At 66.5% G+C, this 18993-nt stretch carries 18 protein-coding genes; 7 read left to right on the top strand and 11 right to left on the bottom strand.

The window, feature by feature from the left end; genetic code table 11:
* Positions 1–13 precede the first annotated feature (13 nt).
* Both gltX and gltA read left to right on the top strand, forming a co-directional pair.
* Positions 14–1426 carry a glutamate--tRNA ligase gene (gene gltX, locus ACXYMN_RS12690; protein WP_459014054.1) on the top strand — a complete coding sequence of 471 codons (1413 nt, stop codon included), beginning with the start codon at positions 14–16 and terminating at the stop codon, positions 1424–1426.
* A 95-nt stretch (positions 1427–1521) separates the two neighbouring features.
* Positions 1522–2817 carry a citrate synthase gene (gltA, locus tag ACXYMN_RS12685; RefSeq protein ID WP_459014053.1) on the top strand — a complete coding sequence of 432 codons (1296 nt, stop codon included), beginning with the start codon at positions 1522–1524 and terminating at the stop codon, positions 2815–2817.
* 173 nt (positions 2818–2990) lie between these two features.
* On the opposite strand, the gene ACXYMN_RS12680 is transcribed toward gltA, so the two are convergent.
* From ACXYMN_RS12680 to zwf, 9 genes are all read right to left on the bottom strand, one after another.
* Entirely contained in the window at positions 2991–3767 is a 777-nt protein-coding gene (locus tag ACXYMN_RS12680) for an enoyl-CoA hydratase-related protein (protein WP_459014052.1), read from the bottom strand.
* Between the two features lie 67 nt (positions 3768–3834).
* A complete protein-coding gene (locus ACXYMN_RS12675; RefSeq protein ID WP_459014050.1) occupies positions 3835–4308 on the bottom strand; it encodes a cytochrome c-type biogenesis protein in 474 nt (157 codons plus the stop codon).
* Entirely contained in the window at positions 4305–6269 is a 1965-nt protein-coding gene (locus tag ACXYMN_RS12670; RefSeq protein ID WP_459014049.1) for a heme lyase CcmF/NrfE family subunit, read from the bottom strand. The genes ACXYMN_RS12675 and ACXYMN_RS12670 overlap by 4 nt, the downstream gene beginning before the upstream one ends.
* 76 nt (positions 6270–6345) lie before the next feature.
* On the bottom strand, positions 6346–6930 hold the full coding sequence (locus ACXYMN_RS12665) for a holin family protein (protein WP_459014048.1): 585 nt from the start codon (positions 6928–6930) through the stop codon (positions 6346–6348).
* Positions 6921–7544, bottom strand: a complete 624-nt coding sequence (locus ACXYMN_RS12660) for a holin-associated N-acetylmuramidase (protein ID WP_459014047.1) — start codon at positions 7542–7544, stop codon at positions 6921–6923. The genes ACXYMN_RS12665 and ACXYMN_RS12660 overlap by 10 nt, the downstream gene beginning before the upstream one ends.
* 170 nt (positions 7545–7714) lie before the next feature.
* Positions 7715–8569, bottom strand: a complete 855-nt coding sequence (locus ACXYMN_RS12655; RefSeq protein WP_459014046.1) for a PRC-barrel domain-containing protein — start codon at positions 8567–8569, stop codon at positions 7715–7717.
* A 169-nt stretch (positions 8570–8738) separates the two neighbouring features.
* Complete coding sequence (pgi, locus tag ACXYMN_RS12650) at positions 8739–10331, bottom strand: glucose-6-phosphate isomerase (protein ID WP_459014045.1); 1593 nt, start codon at positions 10329–10331, stop codon at positions 8739–8741.
* 5 nt (positions 10332–10336) lie between these two features.
* A complete protein-coding gene (gene pgl, locus ACXYMN_RS12645; protein WP_459014044.1) occupies positions 10337–11014 on the bottom strand; it encodes a 6-phosphogluconolactonase in 678 nt (225 codons plus the stop codon).
* The gene (zwf, locus tag ACXYMN_RS12640) at positions 11011–12462 is read right to left on the bottom strand and encodes a glucose-6-phosphate dehydrogenase (protein ID WP_459014043.1); all 1452 of its coding nucleotides are present in this window, start codon (positions 12460–12462) and stop codon (positions 11011–11013) included. The genes pgl and zwf overlap by 4 nt, the downstream gene beginning before the upstream one ends.
* Before the next feature lie 368 nt (positions 12463–12830).
* Between zwf and ACXYMN_RS12635 the strand changes: the two genes are divergently transcribed.
* The 3 genes from ACXYMN_RS12635 to ACXYMN_RS12625 all read left to right on the top strand — a co-directional run bounded on the left by ACXYMN_RS12635 (position 12831) and on the right by ACXYMN_RS12625 (position 14925).
* On the top strand, positions 12831–13772 hold the full coding sequence (locus ACXYMN_RS12635) for a nucleoside hydrolase (RefSeq protein WP_459014042.1): 942 nt from the start codon (positions 12831–12833) through the stop codon (positions 13770–13772).
* Entirely contained in the window at positions 13769–14383 is a 615-nt protein-coding gene (locus tag ACXYMN_RS12630; protein WP_459014041.1) for a glutathione S-transferase family protein, read from the top strand. The genes ACXYMN_RS12635 and ACXYMN_RS12630 overlap by 4 nt, the downstream gene beginning before the upstream one ends.
* A gap of 92 nt (positions 14384–14475) precedes the next feature.
* Entirely contained in the window at positions 14476–14925 is a 450-nt protein-coding gene (locus ACXYMN_RS12625) for a GNAT family N-acetyltransferase (RefSeq protein WP_459014040.1), read from the top strand.
* Positions 14926–14943: 18 nt separating this feature from the next.
* Here ACXYMN_RS12625 and ACXYMN_RS12620 read toward each other — a convergent pair whose 3' ends face one another.
* Entirely contained in the window at positions 14944–15483 is a 540-nt protein-coding gene (locus tag ACXYMN_RS12620; protein ID WP_459014039.1) for a CBS domain-containing protein, read from the bottom strand.
* 95 nt (positions 15484–15578) lie between these two features.
* Between ACXYMN_RS12620 and ACXYMN_RS12615 the strand changes: the two genes are divergently transcribed.
* Positions 15579–17000 carry a protein adenylyltransferase SelO gene (locus ACXYMN_RS12615; RefSeq protein ID WP_459014038.1) on the top strand — a complete coding sequence of 474 codons (1422 nt, stop codon included), beginning with the start codon at positions 15579–15581 and terminating at the stop codon, positions 16998–17000.
* 19 nt (positions 17001–17019) lie between these two features.
* On the opposite strand, the gene ACXYMN_RS12610 is transcribed toward ACXYMN_RS12615, so the two are convergent.
* Positions 17020–17898, bottom strand: a complete 879-nt coding sequence (locus tag ACXYMN_RS12610; RefSeq protein ID WP_459014037.1) for a DMT family transporter — start codon at positions 17896–17898, stop codon at positions 17020–17022.
* 96 nt (positions 17899–17994) lie between these two features.
* Here ACXYMN_RS12610 and ACXYMN_RS12605 point away from each other — a divergent pair, with 96 nt between their 5' ends.
* A complete protein-coding gene (locus ACXYMN_RS12605; protein ID WP_459014036.1) occupies positions 17995–18939 on the top strand; it encodes a CorA family divalent cation transporter in 945 nt (314 codons plus the stop codon).
* The last annotated feature ends 54 nt before the right edge of the window (positions 18940–18993 follow it).

The raw sequence follows: 18993 nt of genomic DNA, 5'->3' as shown, positions 1-18993 counted from the left end.
TAACGCCCCTCCCATGTCCCAAGAGATCGTCACCCGTTTCGCCCCGTCGCCCACCGGATATCTGCATATCGGCGGCGCCCGCACGGCACTGTTCAACTGGCTTTATGCGCGGGGTCGCGGCGGCAGGTTCCTCTTGCGGATCGAGGATACCGACCGCGCGCGGTCAACCGAGGCCGCGACCGCCGCGATCCTCAAGGGTCTCGACTGGCTGGGGCTCGATCATGACGGCGCGGTTGTCAGTCAGGCCGAACGCGCCCCGCGTCACGTGGAAGTTGCCGAGGCGTTGCTGGCCAAGGGTGCCGCCTACAAATGCTTCTCGACCCAGGCCGAGATCGAGACCTTCCGGGACGCCGCGCGCGCCGAGGGCCGTTCGACCCTGTTCCGGTCGCCCTGGCGCGACGCCGATCCCGCGGCGCATCCCGAAGCCGCGCCCTACGCCATCCGGCTGCGCACGCCAGAAACCGGCGAGACCGTGATCGAGGACGCGGTGCAGGGTGCGGTCCGCATCGGCAACGACCAGCTTGACGACATGATCCTGCTGCGGTCCGACGGCACGCCGGTCTACATGCTGGCGGTGGTGGTCGACGATCACGACATGGGCGTCACCCATGTGATCCGCGGCGACGATCACCTCAACAACGCGGCCCGCCAGATGGGCATCTACAGCGCGATGGGCTGGGATCTGCCGGTCTATGCGCATATCCCGCTCATTCATGGACCGGACGGCAAGAAGCTGTCGAAGCGGCATGGCGCCGTCGGGCTCGAGGAATACCAGGCGATGGGCTACCCCGCACCGGGCATGCGCAACTACCTGGCCCGGCTGGGCTGGAGCCACGGGGACGCCGAATTCTTCACCGACGAGCAGGCGCTGGCGTGGTTCGATCTGGCGGGAATCGGCAAATCCCCCGCACGGCTCGACTTCAAGAAACTGCAAAGCGTCTGCGGGCAGCACATCGCCGTGATGAAGGATGCGGCACTGCTGCGGGAAATTGAGGCGTATCTGGCCGCCTCGGGCAACATTCCCTTGAATGCGACGCAAAAAGATGGTCTTTCTCGGGCCATGTTTTGCCTCAAGGATCGCGCGAAAACCTTGCCGGAACTTCTTGAAAAAGGGCACTTTATTCTGACGGAGACGCCGGTCGTTCCGGACCCGAAGGCCGCCGCGTCGCTGGATGATGTATCCCGTGGTATACTGCGAGAATTGACGCGGCAACTGCAAGATGTTAGCTGGTCGAGGGACGCGCTTGAGGCAGCTGCAAATGCTGTCGCAGACGCACACGGCATCAAATTCGGCAAGCTGGCGGGACCACTGAGAGCGGCTCTTGCCGGTCGTGCTGTCACACCCAGCGTGTTTGACATGATGCTGGTTCTGGGCCGCGCGGAGACGATCCTCCGGATGGAACAGGCGGGACAGGTCGGCGGGTAAGACCCCATCGCGGCCCCGGGCCCACGCGTGGGCCCAGTGAACAGGTACGTGCCGGTTTGGCGGCGCGGCAGGGAATGACAAGAAGGGATGACCGCATGGCAGAAAGCTCAAAGACCGCAACACTCACGATTGATGGCAAATCGTGGGACCTGCCGGTTTATTCACCGACCGCCGGTCCGGATGTGGTCGATATCCGCAAGCTATACAATCAGGCCGGTGTGTTTACCTACGATCCGGGATTCACGTCCACCGCAAGCTGCGACTCGACCATCACCTTCATCGACGGCGACAAGGGCGAGCTTCTGCACCGCGGCTATCCGATCGATCAACTGGCGTCGAAGTCGCACTACCTCGAGGTCTGCTACCTGCTGCTGTACGGCGAACTGCCCTCTGCCGCCGAACTGGAAGACTTCGAGACGACGATCACCCGCCACACCATGCTGCACGAGCAGATGGTCAACTTCTTCCGCGGCTTCCGTCGCGACGCGCATCCGATGGCGATCATGGTCGGTGTCGTCGGCGCGATGTCGGCCTTCTATCACGACAGCACCGATATCGCCGATCCGCGCCAGCGCGAGATCGCATCGCACCGGCTGATCGCCAAGATGCCGACGATCACCGCCTGGGCCTACAAGTATTCGGTCGGTCAGCCGTTCGTTTATCCGCGCAACGATCTGTCCTATGCGGCGAACTTCCTGCACATGTGCTTTGCGGTTCCGGCCGAGGACTACGTCGTCGATCCGATCCTCGCCCGCGCCATGGACCGCATCTTCACCCTGCACGCGGATCACGAGCAGAACGCCTCGACCTCGACGGTGCGGCTGGCGTCCAGTTCGGGGGCCAACCCGTTCGCCTGCATCGCCGCCGGTGTTGCCTGCCTCTGGGGTCCGGCCCATGGCGGTGCGAACCAGGCCTGCCTCGAGATGCTGAAAGAGATCGGCAGCCCCGAGAATATTCCCGAATACATTGCCCGCGCCAAGGACAAGGACGATCCGTTCCGCCTGATGGGTTTCGGCCACCGGGTCTACAAGAACTTCGATCCGCGCGCCAAGGTGATGAAGCAGTCCGCCGACGAGGTGCTGGACCTCATGGGGATCGAGAACAACCCCGTGCTCGCCACCGCCAAGGCGTTGGAGCAGGCCGCGCTGGCCGATCCCTACTTCACCGAGAAGAAGCTGTTCCCGAACGTGGATTTCTATTCCGGGATCATCCTCGAGGCGATGGGCTTTCCCACGTCGCTGTTCACGCCGATCTTCGCGCTGTCGCGCACTGTCGGCTGGGTCAGCCAGTGGAAAGAAATGCTGAACGATCCGCAGAACAAGATCGGCCGCCCGCGCCAGCTTTATCTCGGCAGCACGGCGCGCGACTACAAGGACATCGAGCAGCGCTGAGGCCTCGCGACCCGGAAACGGGAGCCCGACAAAAGGACGCCGCGGCATGGCTTGCCGCGGCGTCTTGCGTTCCGGATCTGTCGATGCCGCGTGGCTGCCGGTGCGGGGCAACCCGGGCCCCTGCCCGACCGTACCGGCTAATTTGCGGTGTCGACGGTGTCGACGATGCCGGCTCAGCGCCCCTCGAACACCGGCGGGCGCTTTTCGAGAAAGGCCACGACGCCTTCCTTGAAGTCGCGGGTCTTGCCGCATTCGCCCTGCAACCGCGCCTCGAGCGCCAGTTGCGCCTCGAGGTCGTTCTCGAAGCTGGCATGCAGCGCCGTCTTCACGCGGGCGAAGGCGGCGGTCGGCCCCTTGGCCAGCTGCGCCGCACGGGCCTGCCAGTGGTCGGCGAAGGCGTCATCGGCAACCGCTTCCCAGATCATGCCCCACTGGTCCGCCTGACGGGCGGTGATCTTCTCGGCGAACAGCGATGCGCCCATCGCCTTGGCCAGCCCCATCTGACGCGGCAGCGCCCAGGTGCCGCCCGCGTCCGGGATCAGGCCGATCCGCGTGAAAGCCTGGCTGAAAAAGGCGCTTTCGGTGGCGATCACCACATCCGCGACGAGGGCAAGGTTGGCCCCCGCCCCCGCTGCCGCCCCGTTCACCGCCGAGATGGTCGGCACCGGGCAGTCCACGATCGCGCGCAGCATCGGCACGTATTCGTCGCGCAGGGTCCGTTCCAGATCGAGGTTGGCCGCGTTCGACCGATCGCCCAGATCCTGCCCCGAGCAGAAGGCCCGCCCGGTGCCCGTCAGGACCACGCAGCGCGCCTCCGTGCCGCCCTGGCGGACCGCGTGGGTGATCTCGGCGCGCATCTGGCTGTTCAGCGCGTTCATCACGTCGGGGCGGTTCATGGTGACGACGGCGACACCGTCGGTCAGGGTGTAGGTGATGGTCTCGTATTGCATCGGTTCTCCTCTCGGGTTTGACGCATCAAACACACGCGGCCCGGGAAAGGCCAAGCGGGACGCGGCGTCAGACGTCGTCGAGAAGTTGCTTGAGGCGCTTCTGCTCTTCCGGGCTCAGCGCGGCCTCTGTCCCCGGTGTGGCCCGTGCGCGGGTGCGCAGGTAGCCCGCGCCCATCCCGCCCGCGACCAGCAGCATCAGGGGTCCCGCCGCCCAAAGCAGCCAGTTCCAGCCATCGGTCTGCGGGTTCAGCAGGACATATTCGCCGTAGCGTTCGACCAGGTAGGCCACGACTTCTTCGTCGCTGTCCCCGGCCACCAGCCTCTCGCGCACCAGCAGGCGCAGGTCGCGCGCCAGCGATGCGTTGCTTTCATCGATGGATTCGTTGCGGCAGACCAGGCAGCGCAGCCCCGCCGAGATCTCGCGCGCCCGGCTCTCGAGCACCGGGTCGGACAGCACCTCATCGGGCTGCACCGCCCCGCCCGGGGCCGCGAGGATCAGGGCGAAGACGCCCGCAAGGGCGGATGCGCGCCAGCCCGTCATTCCGCGGGAACCGCCTGGCGGGCGGTCTTGCGCGCCCCCGCCGCGACGCGGAAGCGGCGGTCCGACAGGCTCAGAAGCCCACCGAAGGCCATGATCAGGCAGCCCGCCCAGATCCAGTTGGCCAGGGGCTTGAGATAGGTCCGGATTACCCAGCCGCCATTGTCCTGCCGATCGCCGATCACAACATAGACGTCCCGCAGGAAGCGGTAATCGATGGCGGCCTCGGTGGTCGGCATCTGCGCCACCGGGTAGTTGCGCTTTTCGGGCGCAAGTTCGGCGATGACACGGCCGTCGCGCGCCAGGGTCACGTCGCCCATGGTCGAGATGTAGTTCGGCCCCTGCACCCGCGACACGTCGTTCAGGGTCAGGGTGAACCCCGCCACGTCGAAGCTTTCGCCGACCGCGACGACGCGGATATCCTCGTGTTGCCACGCGGTCAGTCCCGCGACCCCGATGAACAGGATGCCCAGACCGGAATGCGCGACCGACTTGCCCCAGTCGGCGCGCGGCAGGCGCAACAGTCGGCCCAGATCCCGGCTCTTGCCGGTGCGGGTCCACAGGTCGGTCAACGAGCCGCCGACCAGCCACGCGCCCAGAAACACGCCGACCGGGCCCAGCAGCGACCGCCCGGACTGCATCGCCCAGGCAAGGCCACCCAGCGCCAGCGCCAGCAGGAAGACGGGCAGCAGGGTTTTCGCGATCCGGCCCAGCTTGCCCCGCTTCCACGAAAGCATCGCGCCCAGCGGCAGGATCAGCCCGAGGATCAGCATGAAGGGGGTGAAGGCCGCGTTGAAGAAGGGCGCCCCCACCGACAGCTTCCGGTCGAACAGCATCTCGGCCACCAAGGGCCAGATGGTTCCGACAAAGACCACGAAGGACGACACCGCGAGCAGGATGTTGTTGGTCAGCAGCGCCGATTCCCGGCTGACGATGCCGAAGACGCCCTTGGCCTGCATGGCGCTGGCGCGGAAGGCAAAAAGGGTCAGCGCACCGCCGGTGAAAAACACCAGGATGGCCAGGATGAACACGCCGCGCTCGGGGTCGTTGGCAAAGGCGTGCACCGATGTCAGTACGCCCGAGCGGACGATGAAGGTGCCGATCAGCGAAAACCCGAATGCGAGGATCGCCAGCAGGATGGTCCAGGCCTTCAGCGCCTCGCGCTTTTCGACCACGATGGCCGAGTGCAACAGCGCTGCGGCGAAGAGCCAGGGCATGAAGGACGCGTTCTCGACCGGGTCCCAGAACCAGAAACCGCCCCAGCCCAGCTCGTAATAGGCCCACCAGGACCCCAGGCCGATGCCGATGGTCAGGAAGATCCAGGCCGCCAGCGTCCAGGGCCGGACCCAGCGCCCCCAGGCCGCATCGACGCGTCCCTCGATCAGCGCGGCGACGGCGAAGGAGAAGCAGATCGAAAGCCCGACATAGCCGAGATAGAGAAACGGCGGATGAAAGGCGAGCCCGGGGTCCTGCAACAACGGGTTCAGGTCGCGCCCGTCGAACGGCGGGATCGCAAGCCGCGTGAACGGGTTCGAGGTCCAGATGATGAAGGCGTAGAAGGCCACGCCCACCGCCGCCTGCACCGCCAGAACGCGTGCCTTCAGCGTTTCGGGCAGATTGCCGCCAAACCAGGCCGCCATCGCCCCGAACAGCGCCAGGATCAGCACCCAGAGCAGCATCGAGCCCTCGTGATTCCCCCAGGTGCCCGAGATCTTGTAGAGCATCGGCTTGGCCGAATGCGAATTCTGCACCACGAGGTCGAGCGAGAAGTCCGACACGATGAAGGCGTGCATCAATGCCGCGAAGGAGAACCCCACCAGCAGGAATTGCGTCGTCGCCGCGGGTTCGGCAACCGCCATCCATCCGGGCCAGCGCTTGTGCGCGCCGACGAGGGGGACGATCATCTGTACCAGCGCCACGAGAAAGGCGAGGATCAGGGCGAAATGGCCAAGTTCTGTAATCATGCCCCATCTATAGGCATGAAAAAGGGGCGGGCCAATGGTCCTTGGCCGCCCCCGGTTCAACTTGTCGCGCGCGGGCTTAGCCCCGCGCGGCACGCCAGTCGCTGAGCGCGGCATTCGGCCCGTCCGAAGCGCCGACAGATGCGCCCGTGGCCACCGGTCCGGGCGGACCCGGGATGTCAGCCGGTGCGGTGGCGGGTCCCGCATCGTCCCGCAGACCTTCGATGGCACGGACCTGGGCCATGACCTGCGGCACCCCGGCCATGGTCGCCGCGACCTGACGCTGGAAATCCTGGCCCTTGGACTGGTGGCGCGCGCCAAAGTAGAAGCTGACGATCGCCCCGAGCAGCCACCAGAGCGGCTCTGGCACCAGCGCGATGCCGCTCATCCGGGCGCCGAACCAGACCGGATCGACCATCGCGGTGACGAACAGCGCCAGCGTGCCCAGCGCCATCGCCGGGCGCGGTATCCGGTTCAGCCCGTCGATGACCCGATCAAAGAGCCCCTTCTTCGGCAGCGCGAATTCGGCCCCGAACTGCGCCATGGCGGCGGTGCGCAGGGCGGCCTCCCGGGCGGCATCGCCCTCTGCGTTCGACCGGAACACCTCGGCGGTTTCGGCCACCACGTTCCGGCCCGACCCGAACAGAAACTCGATCACGCCCATGACCGCACCCGCGCGCGAAACTCCGCGTCACTGAGATGGTAGCGCGGCGTGATGAATTCCTCGGCGCGCTTGATCCAGCCGCCCTTGCCGCCTGCCCGGGTCCGCGCGTATTTCCGCGATGCCGGGCGGCGGTCGGCCAGACCGAAGTAGTAGTTGCGCCGCGCGATACCGTAGGCGTCGACCATCAGGGGGCCGGCCTCGGCCCAGGCTTTCAGGCACGCCGCGCGCGTCTTTGGCCCGATTGCCCCATCGACCGACACCGGAAAGCCCATCTGCCCAAGCAGCCGTTGCAGGATCTTAACCGCGTTGCCGCCCGCGTTGACATACATGTCGAAGACCGACGCCTGCAGCGGTTCCGGCAGCCCCGGGATGCCGGGGCGCTGATAATAATGCGCGAGGAATATCTCGACCGCGTCCGCGCGGCTCAGCGCCCGCACGTCGGCCACATCGGTGTCGCCATCGCCATCAAGGTCGATCCGCAGCCGCATCATCGTGCCGATGGTAACGCCGTATTTCGTGGCCCCGCCGGGATCGTCCGGATCGTTCACGTAACCGCCCTCGCGGGCGACGATCGCCTCGGCGATCTTGCGAACCTTGGGATCTGTTCCGCTCATGTGTCTGGCCCTCTGCATGCCTTCGAGATGCCGACAAGGCTCTGCCGAACATCTTAATGCGGGCCTTCGACGCCGCACGCTGGGCCGGACCGGGACATCGGAGCATCGCGTGAACACGAAAAAACCGGGCCCCGCGAGGGACCCGGCTTGCCGAGGGAAACGTCGAAATCTCAGTTCCAGAAGCCTTCGTCGATATCTTCCATCTGCTCAAGCTGCTCTTCGGACTGACCGATGGCGATGGCATAGCTCTTGTCGTCAACGGGCACGAGTTGCACGTTATCGAGCGGCAGGTAGACATGCTTGTCACCGATATCGAGGAAGCCGCCAATTTCGATCACGACACCCATCATCTGGCCGCTCTTGCTCAGCACGACGTCTTCGATCTCGCCAATCTCGTCCCAGCCTTCGCCGACCATGTCGTAGGTCTGGGTGCCGAAGGACGCCACGCCGTTGGCGGTGTCCACGGTGTAGACCGGGCCGCCGGTGATGTCGCGGGTGCGGATCATCTGCGCGGGGTCGAACACGTCGAGGTCCATCGCGTTGACTTCGGCCTGAACCTCGTTGACCGCCTGATCGGTCGCGGCGGCAGCGTTCTCGGCTGCGTTCTCTGTGGCCTCAGCGGCGTTGTCATAGGCGTTCTCGGTTGCCTGGGCGGTGTTTTCGGCCGCATTCTCGGTCGCGGCGGCAGCGTTGTCGGCTGCGTTCTTGGTCGCCTCAGCGGCGTCTTCGTAGGCCTTTTCGGTCGCCTGCGCCGCGTTGCTGGCGGCGTTCTCGGTCGCCTGGGCCGCGTCGTTCAGCGCATCACCGGTGGCATTGGCGGCGTCGTTCAGCACCTTCTTGGTGGCGTCGGCGGCATCGCTGGCGGCATTGCCTGTTGCCTCGGCGGTGTTCTCGACCGCGTTGCCGGTCGATTCGGCCGCGTTCTCGAGGTTCTGCTCCGCCTCTTCCAGATTGGTATGGCTTTCGGCCATGGCGGTGCCGGCGGCCAGGGTCAGGGCGAGGATGGAGGTGGTCAGACGTTTCATGATCGGATCTCCTTTTATCGTGCACATTCAATGTTCATCGTTGTGCAAGGAGAACACGCCGCCGCGATGCTGCGTTCCAGAAAAGATGGGAAAAAGATTCACGAATTCTGCGGAACATTCCGGACCGCGCGGCGTTGGCGCGGCCCGTCGGGGATCAAACGTCGCACTGTCAGTCGGGTTCCCGGTAGAGGTTCACGTATTCCACCAGTTGCCGGGTCGAGCCGTCCTTGTCTTCGGCGCTTGCCTCGCCCGAGATTACCGGCCCGAGGGATGAGGCCAGTTCCTTGCCCAGCTCGACCCCCCATTGGTCGAACGGGTTGATGCCGAGGATCACGCCTTCGACAAAGACCCGGTGTTCGTAAAGCGCCACGATCTTGCCCAGCACCTCTGGGGTCAGCTGCGGATAGGCCAGGGTCGTCGAGGGCCGGTTACCTGGGAAGACCCGGTGCCGCGCCTGCCGCTCAAGCTCGGCCCCGGTCAGGCCCTTGGCGTGCATGATGGCGCGTGCCTCCTCAAGGCTGCGGCCCCGCATCAGCGCCTCGGACTGCGCCAGGCAATTTGCGATCAGCAGGTCATGATGGTGGCGCAGGTCCGGCTCGTGGCCCTCGGCACCGATCATGAATTCGCACGGCACGACCCGGGTGCCCTGGTGGATCAGCTGGTAGAACGCATGCTGCCCGTTGGTGCCCGGCTCGCCCCAGACGACGGGGCCGGAATGACACTGCAGGTCCGCCCCGTCCATCGAGACACGCTTGCCGTTGCTCTCCATCTCGAGCTGCTGAAGATAGGCCGGCAGCCGCGACATGCGGTTGTCATAGGGCAGAACCGCGCGCGTGGCGTGGCCCAACACCTGGTTGTGCCACATGCCGACCAGCGCCAGCAGGACCGGCAGGTTTTCCTGCGGTGCGGCGGCCTGAAAGTGGCGGTCCATCTCCTGTCCGCCGCGCAGGAAGGCGCGGAACCCGTCGGGACCGATGGCGATCATCAGCGACAGGCCGATCGGCCCCCACATGGAATAGCGCCCGCCGACCCAATCGGCGAAGCCGAAGACGCGGTCCGCGGGGATGCCCCATCCGGCCGCGGCGGCGGCGTTCGAGGACAGCGCCACGAAGCGCCCGTCGGTCGACACGCCCTTGTCCACCAGCCAGGCCCGCGCGGTGCGGGCGTTGGTCATGGTCTCGATGGTGGTGAAGGTCTTGGAGGCAACGATGAACAGCGTCGTCTCGGGGTCGAGCCCGCGCAGGGTGTCGGCGATGTCGGCCCCGTCCACGTTCGAGACGAAATGACAGCGCGGCCCGTCGCAATAGGGGGCCAGCGCCCGGTAGGCCATCGCGGGGCCGAGATCGGACCCACCTATGCCGATATTGACCACGTCGGTGACATCCGAGCTGCGCAGCTCACGGGCCAGCACCTCCATGCGGCGCAGCGTCTCGAGCACTTCGGGCATGACGTCCTGCCCGTCGACCAGCACCGGCCCGCCATCGAGATTGCGCAGCGCGGTGTGCAAAACGGCGCGGCCCTCGGTTTCGTTGATGGGCGCGCCGCCGAACATCGCGGCGCGGCGACCGTCAAGATCGCAGGTTTCGGTCAGCGCGATCAGCGCCGCCCGGATCTGGTCGTCCAATTGCGTCTTGGAATAGTCGAACAGCATGTCCACGGCGGTCAGGCTGAACTCGGGCGCACGGTTGTCATTCGCCTCGAACAGGTCCTCGATGCGGCGGTCCTGGATGCCTGCCGCCAGTGTCTTCAGATCGTCCCACATGTCGCTCACTCCGCCCAATGGACAATTGCACCGTCGAGGACGGCATTGATCGGGGCCTCTTCGACCGGCTTACCGCGTGCGTTCTCAAGCGCGTCGCGCTTGTCCGGCCCCAGTATAAGGATGTGCTTTGACAGTGCCCCGTTCAGAACCGGCGCCGTCAGCGTGATGCGCGGCTCGGGCGCACCGTCGGCGCGCATCGGCATCAGGATCGGGGCAGACTTCGACAGCGCGTCGGCCAGACGGTCGGCGCCGGGAAACAGCGACGCCGTGTGCATGTCGGACCCCATGCCAAGCAGCACGACCGACAGCGGCAGCTCGGGCCGGATGCGGTCCTCGATGTGCTTGATGCAATCCTCGGGGGTCTTGCCGTCGAGATACATCGGCAGCAACCGGGCCGCCGCCGCCTTCTCGACCAGAAGCCGTTCGCGCAGCAGCCGCGTGTTCGAGCGGTCGCTGTCCTCGGGCACCCAGCGTTCATCGGTGAGCAGCACGTCGACCCGGTCCCAGTCCAGATCCACCGAGCAGAGATCGTCGAAGACCGGCCCCGGCGACGTGCCGCCGGGCACCGCGAAGGCCACCCGGTCGGCCCGGTCCAGGGCGATGCGCAGATCGCCCGCCAGCCGCGCCGCGAGGTTGATGGTCAGCGCTTCGCGGTCGGGATAGGTCTCGAGCGTGTAGGTCATACCTTGATCTCCCGCCAGCGGCGTCCGTCGCGGTGCAACAGCATCAGCGAATCCTCGGGCCCGGAACTGCCCGGATCATAGGGCTGCGGCTCGTCGCCCCGGGACTGCCAGCCCGCGATGATCGGGTCGGTCCACGCCCAGGCGGCCTCGACCTCGTCGCCGCGCATGAACAGCGTCTGGTCGCCCCGGATCACGTCCATGATCAACCGCTCATAGGCATCGGGCACCGCGTCGCTTTCCGGCCCCAGCGCATCGGCGAAAGACATGTCGAGCGGCACATCGACAAGTCGCATGCCGCCCGGCCCCGGCTCCTTGATGGTGACGTTGAGGGTCATGCCCTCGTTCGGTTGCAGCCGGATCGACAGCACGTTGCGGTGCCGCCCGGCATCCTTGCCGAAGATCGAATGCGGCGCATCCTTGAACACCACCGTGATGTCCGAGGTCCGCGCCCGCAGCCGCTTGCCGGTGCGCAGGTAGAACGGCGTCCCCGCCCAGCGCCAGTTCGAGATGTGCACCTTCATCGCCACGAAGCTTTCGGTGAGCGAGCGGTCGTCTTCCACGTGGGTGCGATAGCTTTCCTCGCCCCCGCCTGCCGCATATTGGCCGCGCACGATGTCATGGGCGTCCACCGGATCGAGGGCGCGGATCACCTTGAGCTTTTCGTCGCGCACCGCGTCGGGATCGAACTTGGCGGGCGGCTCCATCGCGATCAGGCACAAAAGCTGCATCAGGTGGTTCTGCACCATGTCGCGCATCGCGCCCGACTGATCGTAATAGGCACCGCGTCCGCCGACGCCCACGGTCTCGGCCACGGTAATCTCGATATGGTCCACGTATTGCGCGTTCCACAGCGGCTCGAACAGGGTGTTGCCAAAGCGCACGGCCATCAGGTTCTGAACCGTTTCCTTGCCGAGATAATGGTCGATCCGGTAGATCTGCGTCTCGTCGAAATGCTGCGCCAGCGTGCCGTTCAATTCCTTGGCCGTGGCAAGGTCGTGTCCGAAGGGCTTTTCAACCACGATCCGGCTGCTGGCGTTGGCAAGGCCCTTGCCGCGCAGCCGCTCGGCGATGTCACCGAACAGCGACGGCGCAACCGAGAAATAGAAGGCGCGCACAGCGTCGTCGCGCATATGCCCCTTGAGGGCGTCCCAGCCGCCATCGCCCTTCGCGTCCACCGCCTCGTAATGGATCCGCTCGAGGAAGGCGTCGAGTTGGCCTGGGGCCTGCGGTCCGTGATCGAATTCCCCGATCGCGGCGCGGATCATGTCGCGGTACCCCTGATCGTCGATTTCGGAGCGCGCGGCGCCGACGATCTGCGCCTCGGGTGGCATCTGCCCCGCGCAGAAGCGGCGGAAAAGGCCCGGCAAGATCTTGCGGCGGGCCAGATCTCCGGTGCCTCCGAAGATTACCAGATCGAACGTATCTACCGGGATGACGCGGGATACCATGTGTGCAGCTCCGATTCGTCTTCTGTTTCGTCTATGGTGCGAACATCCTTGCCCGGTACGGGGTCACGGGCGCAATGCCCAAGGCAGGTCCGACCTATCTGTTTGTGGCCACGCCGACAGCGGTCCGCCGGTGTTCTGCCCGTATCTTGTGCGTTTCTTACGTATGGCAGGCCCGGGCGTCGTTAGCGCTAACGTTTTCGACGGATTGATTATCGCAGTTGTAGGGACTTGTCTAACCCTTCGCGGCGATTCTTGCCACGAAACTGCGTCTCGCATGCCAGTTGCGGGTATTGACCATGCCGGCAGAGGCCCGCTTGCACCGCCATCCTGCGCATGCGACGAACTCCGGACATGTGTGAGGAGTTGCCATGTCGCCGCGCAAGATCATCATCGACACCGACCCCGGGCAGGACGATGCCGTCGCCATCCTTCTGGCCCTGGCCTCGCCCGAGGAGATCGAGGTGCTGGGCATCACCGCCGTGGCCGGCAACGTGCCGCTGGCGCTGACCGAAAGGAACGCGCGGATCGTTTGCGAACTGGCCGGACGGCCCGACACACGGGTCTTCGCGGGTTGTGACGCGCCGCTGGCCCGCAAGCTTGTCACCGCCGAACATGTGCACGGCAAGACCGGTCTGGACGGGCCCGACCTGCCCGAGCCGACCATGCCACTGCAACCGGCCCATGCGGTCGACTTCATCATCGATACGCTGCGCCGCGCGGCACCGGGCACGGTCACGCTGTGTCCGCTGGGGCCGTTGACCAACATCGCCACCGCGCTGGACCGCGCCCCCGACATCGCCGGGCGCATCCAGGAAATCGTGCTGATGGGCGGGGCCTATTTCGAGGTCGGCAACATCACGCCCGCCGCGGAATTCAACATCTACGTCGACCCCGAGGCCGCCAGCGCCGTGTTCGCCTGCGGCGCCCCGATCACCGTCATGCCGCTGGACGTGACACACAAGGCGCTGGTGACCAAGGCCCGCAACGACGCCTTCCGCGCCATCGGCACGCCTGTGGGCACGGCAGTGGCGCAGATGACCGATTTCTTCGAACGGTTCGACCGCGAGAAATACGGCTCGGACGGCGCGCCGCTGCACGACCCCTGCGTGACCGCCTATCTGATCCGTCCCGATCTGTTCCGCGGGCGTCACATCAACGTCGAGATCGAGACCGGCTCGGATCTGACCCTGGGCATGACGGTCGCCGACTGGTGGGGGGTCACCGACCGGCCCGCCAACGCGACCTTCATGGGCGATCTCGACTCGGACGCCTTCTTCGCGCTGCTGACCGACCGGCTGGCGCGGCTGTGACGGCCCTGTTGCTCTATGGGCATCCGGATTCGGGCCATGCCTGCAAGGTCGCCGTGGCGCTGCGTCTGGCCGAACTTCCGCACGAGACGCGGCGCATCGATATCTGGGCCGCACGCGACACCCGACCGGCGGCGTTTCTTGCCGCCAGCCCCGCCGCAGAAGTGCCCTGCCTGATGATCGACGATGCGCCGCACGTGCAGTCCGGTGCCATCCTGCTCGAGATTGCGACGCGCTTTTCGGTGCTCGGCGGCGAGACGGCGCAGGGGCATCGGCGTGGTCGCGAGATCCTGTTCTGGGAGGCGAACCGCATCGGCATGTGCCTGCCGCAACTGGTCGAGGCGCGACGCCCCGGCGGCACGCCCTTCGCACCGGCGACGATCGACTGGCTGGCGGCGCGCTTCGCGGTCGACCGCGACCGGTTCGACCTGTTGCTGGGCGACGCCCCCTTCCTGCACGGACCCGCACCGGGCATCGGCGATTGCGCCGTCTGGGGCTACACCCAATGGCTGGAAAAGGCGGGCCAGTCGCCGTCCCGCGCCATGGACGGCTGGCGGCAGCGGATGCGGTCCCTGCCCGCCATGGCGGCGCCCGACGCGATGTTTCCCGCCTGAATCGCAAAGCTCCGCCGATCGCGCCGCCGCCTCTTTCACACCGGACGCGGATGGCATAGGGCACCGCTGAAGCACCTGCGCGAGAGGCGTCCATGAAATCCCTCCACCTTGCCACGCCCGACGACGCTGAAAAGCTGCTGCCGCTGGTGGCCGCGTTTCACACCGAATCCCGGTTCGACACCGATCTTGAGCACCGCACAGCCGCCATCGCCCCGCTGCTCGAGGGGATACCGCATGGCGCGATCTGGCTGATCGGGCCGCGCAAGGCGCCGGTCGGCTACATCGTCGTGACCTTCGGCTGGTCGGTCGAGTTCGGCGGCCTCGATGCCATCGTCGACGAAGTCTACATCCGGCCCGCCGTGCGCCGTCGCGGCATGGGCAGCGAAGCGCTGAACGAAATCGCCAAGGCGCTGAAGGAAGCGGGCGTCCGGGCGCTGCACCTCGAGGTGGATCGCGCCGACGAAGAGGCCCAGCGGTTCTATTCGCGCGGCAGGTTCAAGCCGCGCGAAAATTACCTGTTCATGTCGCGCGTCCTGCGCTGATTCGCTGCGGCAGCGCGATCAATTGACCGAAGCGACCACGATCACCATCAGGATCGAATAAAGCATGATGCCGCCGCCGATCATCCAGATCGGGTAGTTGCGACCGACGCTGGCCTGCGCAAGCTGCTTGGCCTGATGCAGCAGGTCTGGCCATGTGTAGCTGACGAAATCGCCCTGCGTGAAGACCACCTTGATACGGCCCTCGGCATCCACCACCGGCAGGCGGCGAAACCGTTCGTTCGACATGATGCGCAGCCAGTCGATCAGGTCGTCGTCTTCGCGTGCGACGCGCGGATCGGCGGTCATGATCTCGCCCAGCGTCAGGGTCGCGGCGTCTTTCTCGGCGGCGACGACCTTGCGCATGATGTCGCGTTCGGTGACGACGCCGGTCACCTTGTCGTCCGCGTCGCAGATGACCACAGAACCGTAGTTCTTCGCGCTCATCGCCTGCACCGCCTCGAGAACCTTGCGATCCCCGGTCATGGTCAGCGGTTTCGGCTTGGTCTTGAATTCCGGGCGATCCTTGATCGCCATTCCCACGCGGTCCGTCGCAGCCATCTTGCACCTCTTCTTTCCAACGTTGAATGCGAAGTAGCGCCCGGCACCGCAAGGCAAGGCTTTATGCCGGGCACCGATGCGCCTATATCTGGCCCATGACCCTGCATATCCCCTTCGACAACTCCTATGCGCGGCTGCCGGACGGCTTCTTTACCCGCCTCGCGCCGACGCCCGTGGCGGCCCCGTCGCCGATCGCCTTCAACGCCGATCTGGCCACCACGCTGGGCATGACGCACCCCGGGGACAGCACCGAGCTTGCGCGCATCTTCGCGGGCAACGCCGCCCCCGCCGGCGCAGAGCCCCTGGCCCAGATCTATGCCGGCCACCAGTTCGGCAGCTTCAACCCACAGCTCGGCGATGGCCGGGCCATCCTGCTGGGCGAGGTGGTGGACACGGACGGTCGCCGCCGCGACATCCAGCTCAAGGGGTCAGGCCCCACGCCCTACAGCCGCGGCGGCGACGGGCGCGCCTGGCTGGGCCCGGTGCTGCGCGAATACGTCGTCTCGGAGGCGATGCACGCCCTGGGCATCCCCACCACCCGCGCCCTTGCCGCGGTACGCACCGGTGAGCCGGTCTACCGCGAAGGTGCGATGCCCGGCGCGGTGCTGACCCGCGTCGCCGCCAGCCATCTCCGCGTCGGCACCTTCCAGATCTTCGCCGCCCGCCGCGACCTCGACGCGTTGCGCGCGCTTTATGACTACACCGTCGCGCGGCACTACCCCGATGCCACCGACCCGCATGACCTGCTTGACCGCGTCATCGCGCGACAGGCCGCGCTGGTGGCGCAGTGGATGTCGGTGGGCTTCATCCACGGCGTGATGAACACCGACAACTGCACGCTTTCGGGCGAAACCATCGACTACGGCCCCTGCGCCTTCATGGACGCCTACGATCCCGACCGGGTGTTTTCGTCGATCGACCGGATGGGGCGTTATGCCTATGCCAACCAAGCCGACATCATCGTCTGGAACATGGCGCAGCTGGCCACGGCGCTGGTGCCCTTGATGCCCGACCCCGAGGCATCGGTGGCGCGCTTTACCGATCAGGTCCACGCCATGCCCGACCTGATCCGAGCCGAATGGGAGGCCCGCTTTGCCGCCAAGATCGGCATCTCGCAGCCTCGCCCCGACGACAGGATGCTGGTGGCGGAACTGCTGTCGCTGATGCATGCCGGTCAGGCGGATTTCACCAACACCTTCCGGGCGCTGGCCCGGGGCACCGCCCGCGACGAGTTTGCCAACCCCGCCGATTTCGATGGCTGGGCGGTGAAGTGGCGCAGCCGCATCGTCGAGGAGCCTGAGCCAGAGGCGCTGATGGCCCGGACGAACCCCGCCTTCATCCCGCGCAATCACCGGATCGAGGAGTTGATCGCCGCGGCGGTCGCGGGCGATGACGCCCCGTTCCACCGGCTGCATGCGGTGCTGGCCCGGCCCTTCACGGACCAGCCGGAAGCCCTGGACCTCGCGCGTGCGCCCCTGCCCGAAGAGGTCGTGCCCGCGACGTTCTGCGGCACCTGAGCGCGGCGGTCGGCCTGCCTCAGGCCCGCTGGCGCACGTTGACAAGGGTGATGCCGACCGCAACCAGCACCAGCGCGCCGATCAGCCCCGGCCCCAGCGGTTCGTCCAGCAACGCCCAGCCCATCGCCACCGACAGGACCGGCGACAGGAACGAGAACGCCGCGATGTCGGATGCCCGGTAGCGGGTCATCAGCGTCAGCCAGAACAGAAAGCCCAGGCTCGCCACGAAGATCGACTGGAAGGCCAGCCCCGCCCAGTGGATCGGTGCGGGGTCCCGCAGCAGCGGCCCGAACAGCGGCGCCATCGCCAGAAGGACCACCGCCGACACCGCGAGTTGCCAGAACAGCTGCGTCTTGGGCGGCACCTGCGACACCCGGCCCAGCCGTACCGTCAGGGCGATCCCGGCCCATGCGAAGGCCGCCGCGAGCGACAGAAGATCGCCCAGCAGGTTTCCCGCCGCGCGCGAGCCCGGGTCGAACAGCGCCCAGCTCACCCCCGCCATGGCCAGCACCAGCCCCAGCGCGCGCCGCCGCGACAGCCGCTCTCCGGGCAGGGCCACATGCGCCGCCAGCGCCAGCCAGACCGGCATCGAGTAGAACAGGATCGACGCCCGCGAAACCGTGGTCAAGTCCAGCGCATTGTAAAGCAACACGAATTCCAGTGTGAAAAAGCCGCCCAGCCAAAAGCTCGAGGCCCCGCCCGCCCACAGACCCGGCAGCCGCCCCCGCGCGATGATCACAAGAACAGCCAGCGCCGCAACGGACCGCAGCCCGGCCCCGAAGACCGGCTGCAAGCCGCCATTGGTGACCGCGATCACCACCTGGTTGAAGGCCAGCAGCGTGGCAAACACCGTCAGCCCCGCCGCGCCTGCCATGTCCATTGATCTGCGTTCGCTCATCCCCGGTCCAGACACCCGAACGCGCCGGTCGTCAAGCACTTGGCGCGGCGGCGCACATCGGGCAAGGATCGCAGCACCCGAAACGAGGTCCCCGCCATGACACCGATCTGCGCCTTCGACATCACGCCCGATGGCCATGCCCATCCCTGCACCCCCTCCGACCCGCCCCGCGACGGCTATCGCTGGCTGCATTTCGACATGGCCGAACCGGGTCTCGATGCCTGGCTCTTCGCCAACCTGCCCGAACGCGTCGCCGAGACGCTGATCCAGCCCGAAACCCGCCCCCGGTCACTGGCCCATGCCGGTGGCATCATCGCCATCCTGCGCGGCCTGAACCTCAACGAAGGCGAGGATCGCGACGACATGGTCGCCCTTCGTATCTGGGTGTCCGAGCATCTCATCGTCACCACCCGCCGCCGCCGGGTCTTCGCCGCCGACGACATGCGCAAGCGCGGCCTGTCGGGCCGGTTGCCTGGAAGCCCCGGCATGTTCCTGGTGACCCTGGTCGAGAATTTCACCGTCCGCATCGAGGATAACGGCGTCGCGCTGGAGAACCGGGTCGATACGCTCGAGGATATCCTGTTTCTCAACGACCGCGACCCCTGTGCGCGCGAACTGCCCGAGATGCGCCGTGCGGTCATCCGGCTGGGGCGGTTCCTCGGCCCTCAGGCGCAGGCGCTGGGGCGTCTCGGCCATCCCGACATGCCCCTGATCGACGCCGAGGCGCGCGAGGATCTCGACGAGATCGCCAACCGCGCCGAACGCGCCGTCGAAGAGGTGCAGTCGACCCGCGAGCGGCTCGAGGCGCTGAACGACCATCTCGACCAGGTCCGCAACCTGCGTCTGGCGCGGAACTCCTACGCGCTGTCGATCGTGGCCGCGATCTTCCTGCCGATGGGCTATCTGACCGGTCTCTTCGGCGTCAACGTGGCGGGCATGCCCGGTGTCGACACGCCGTGGTCGTTTCACGCGCTGACGCTGGCGACCATTGCCATGGGCCTGTTCGTGTTTCTGGTCCTGCGGATATTCCGCCTTTTCTGACCCCGCCCGGGGCAATCGGGGCTGCACATCCCGCACGGATATGCCACCCTGCCC

It is taken from the genome of Roseivivax sp. CAU 1753 (assembly GCF_054482575.1).
This window is presented reverse-complemented; position numbering and strand designations above follow the sequence as displayed.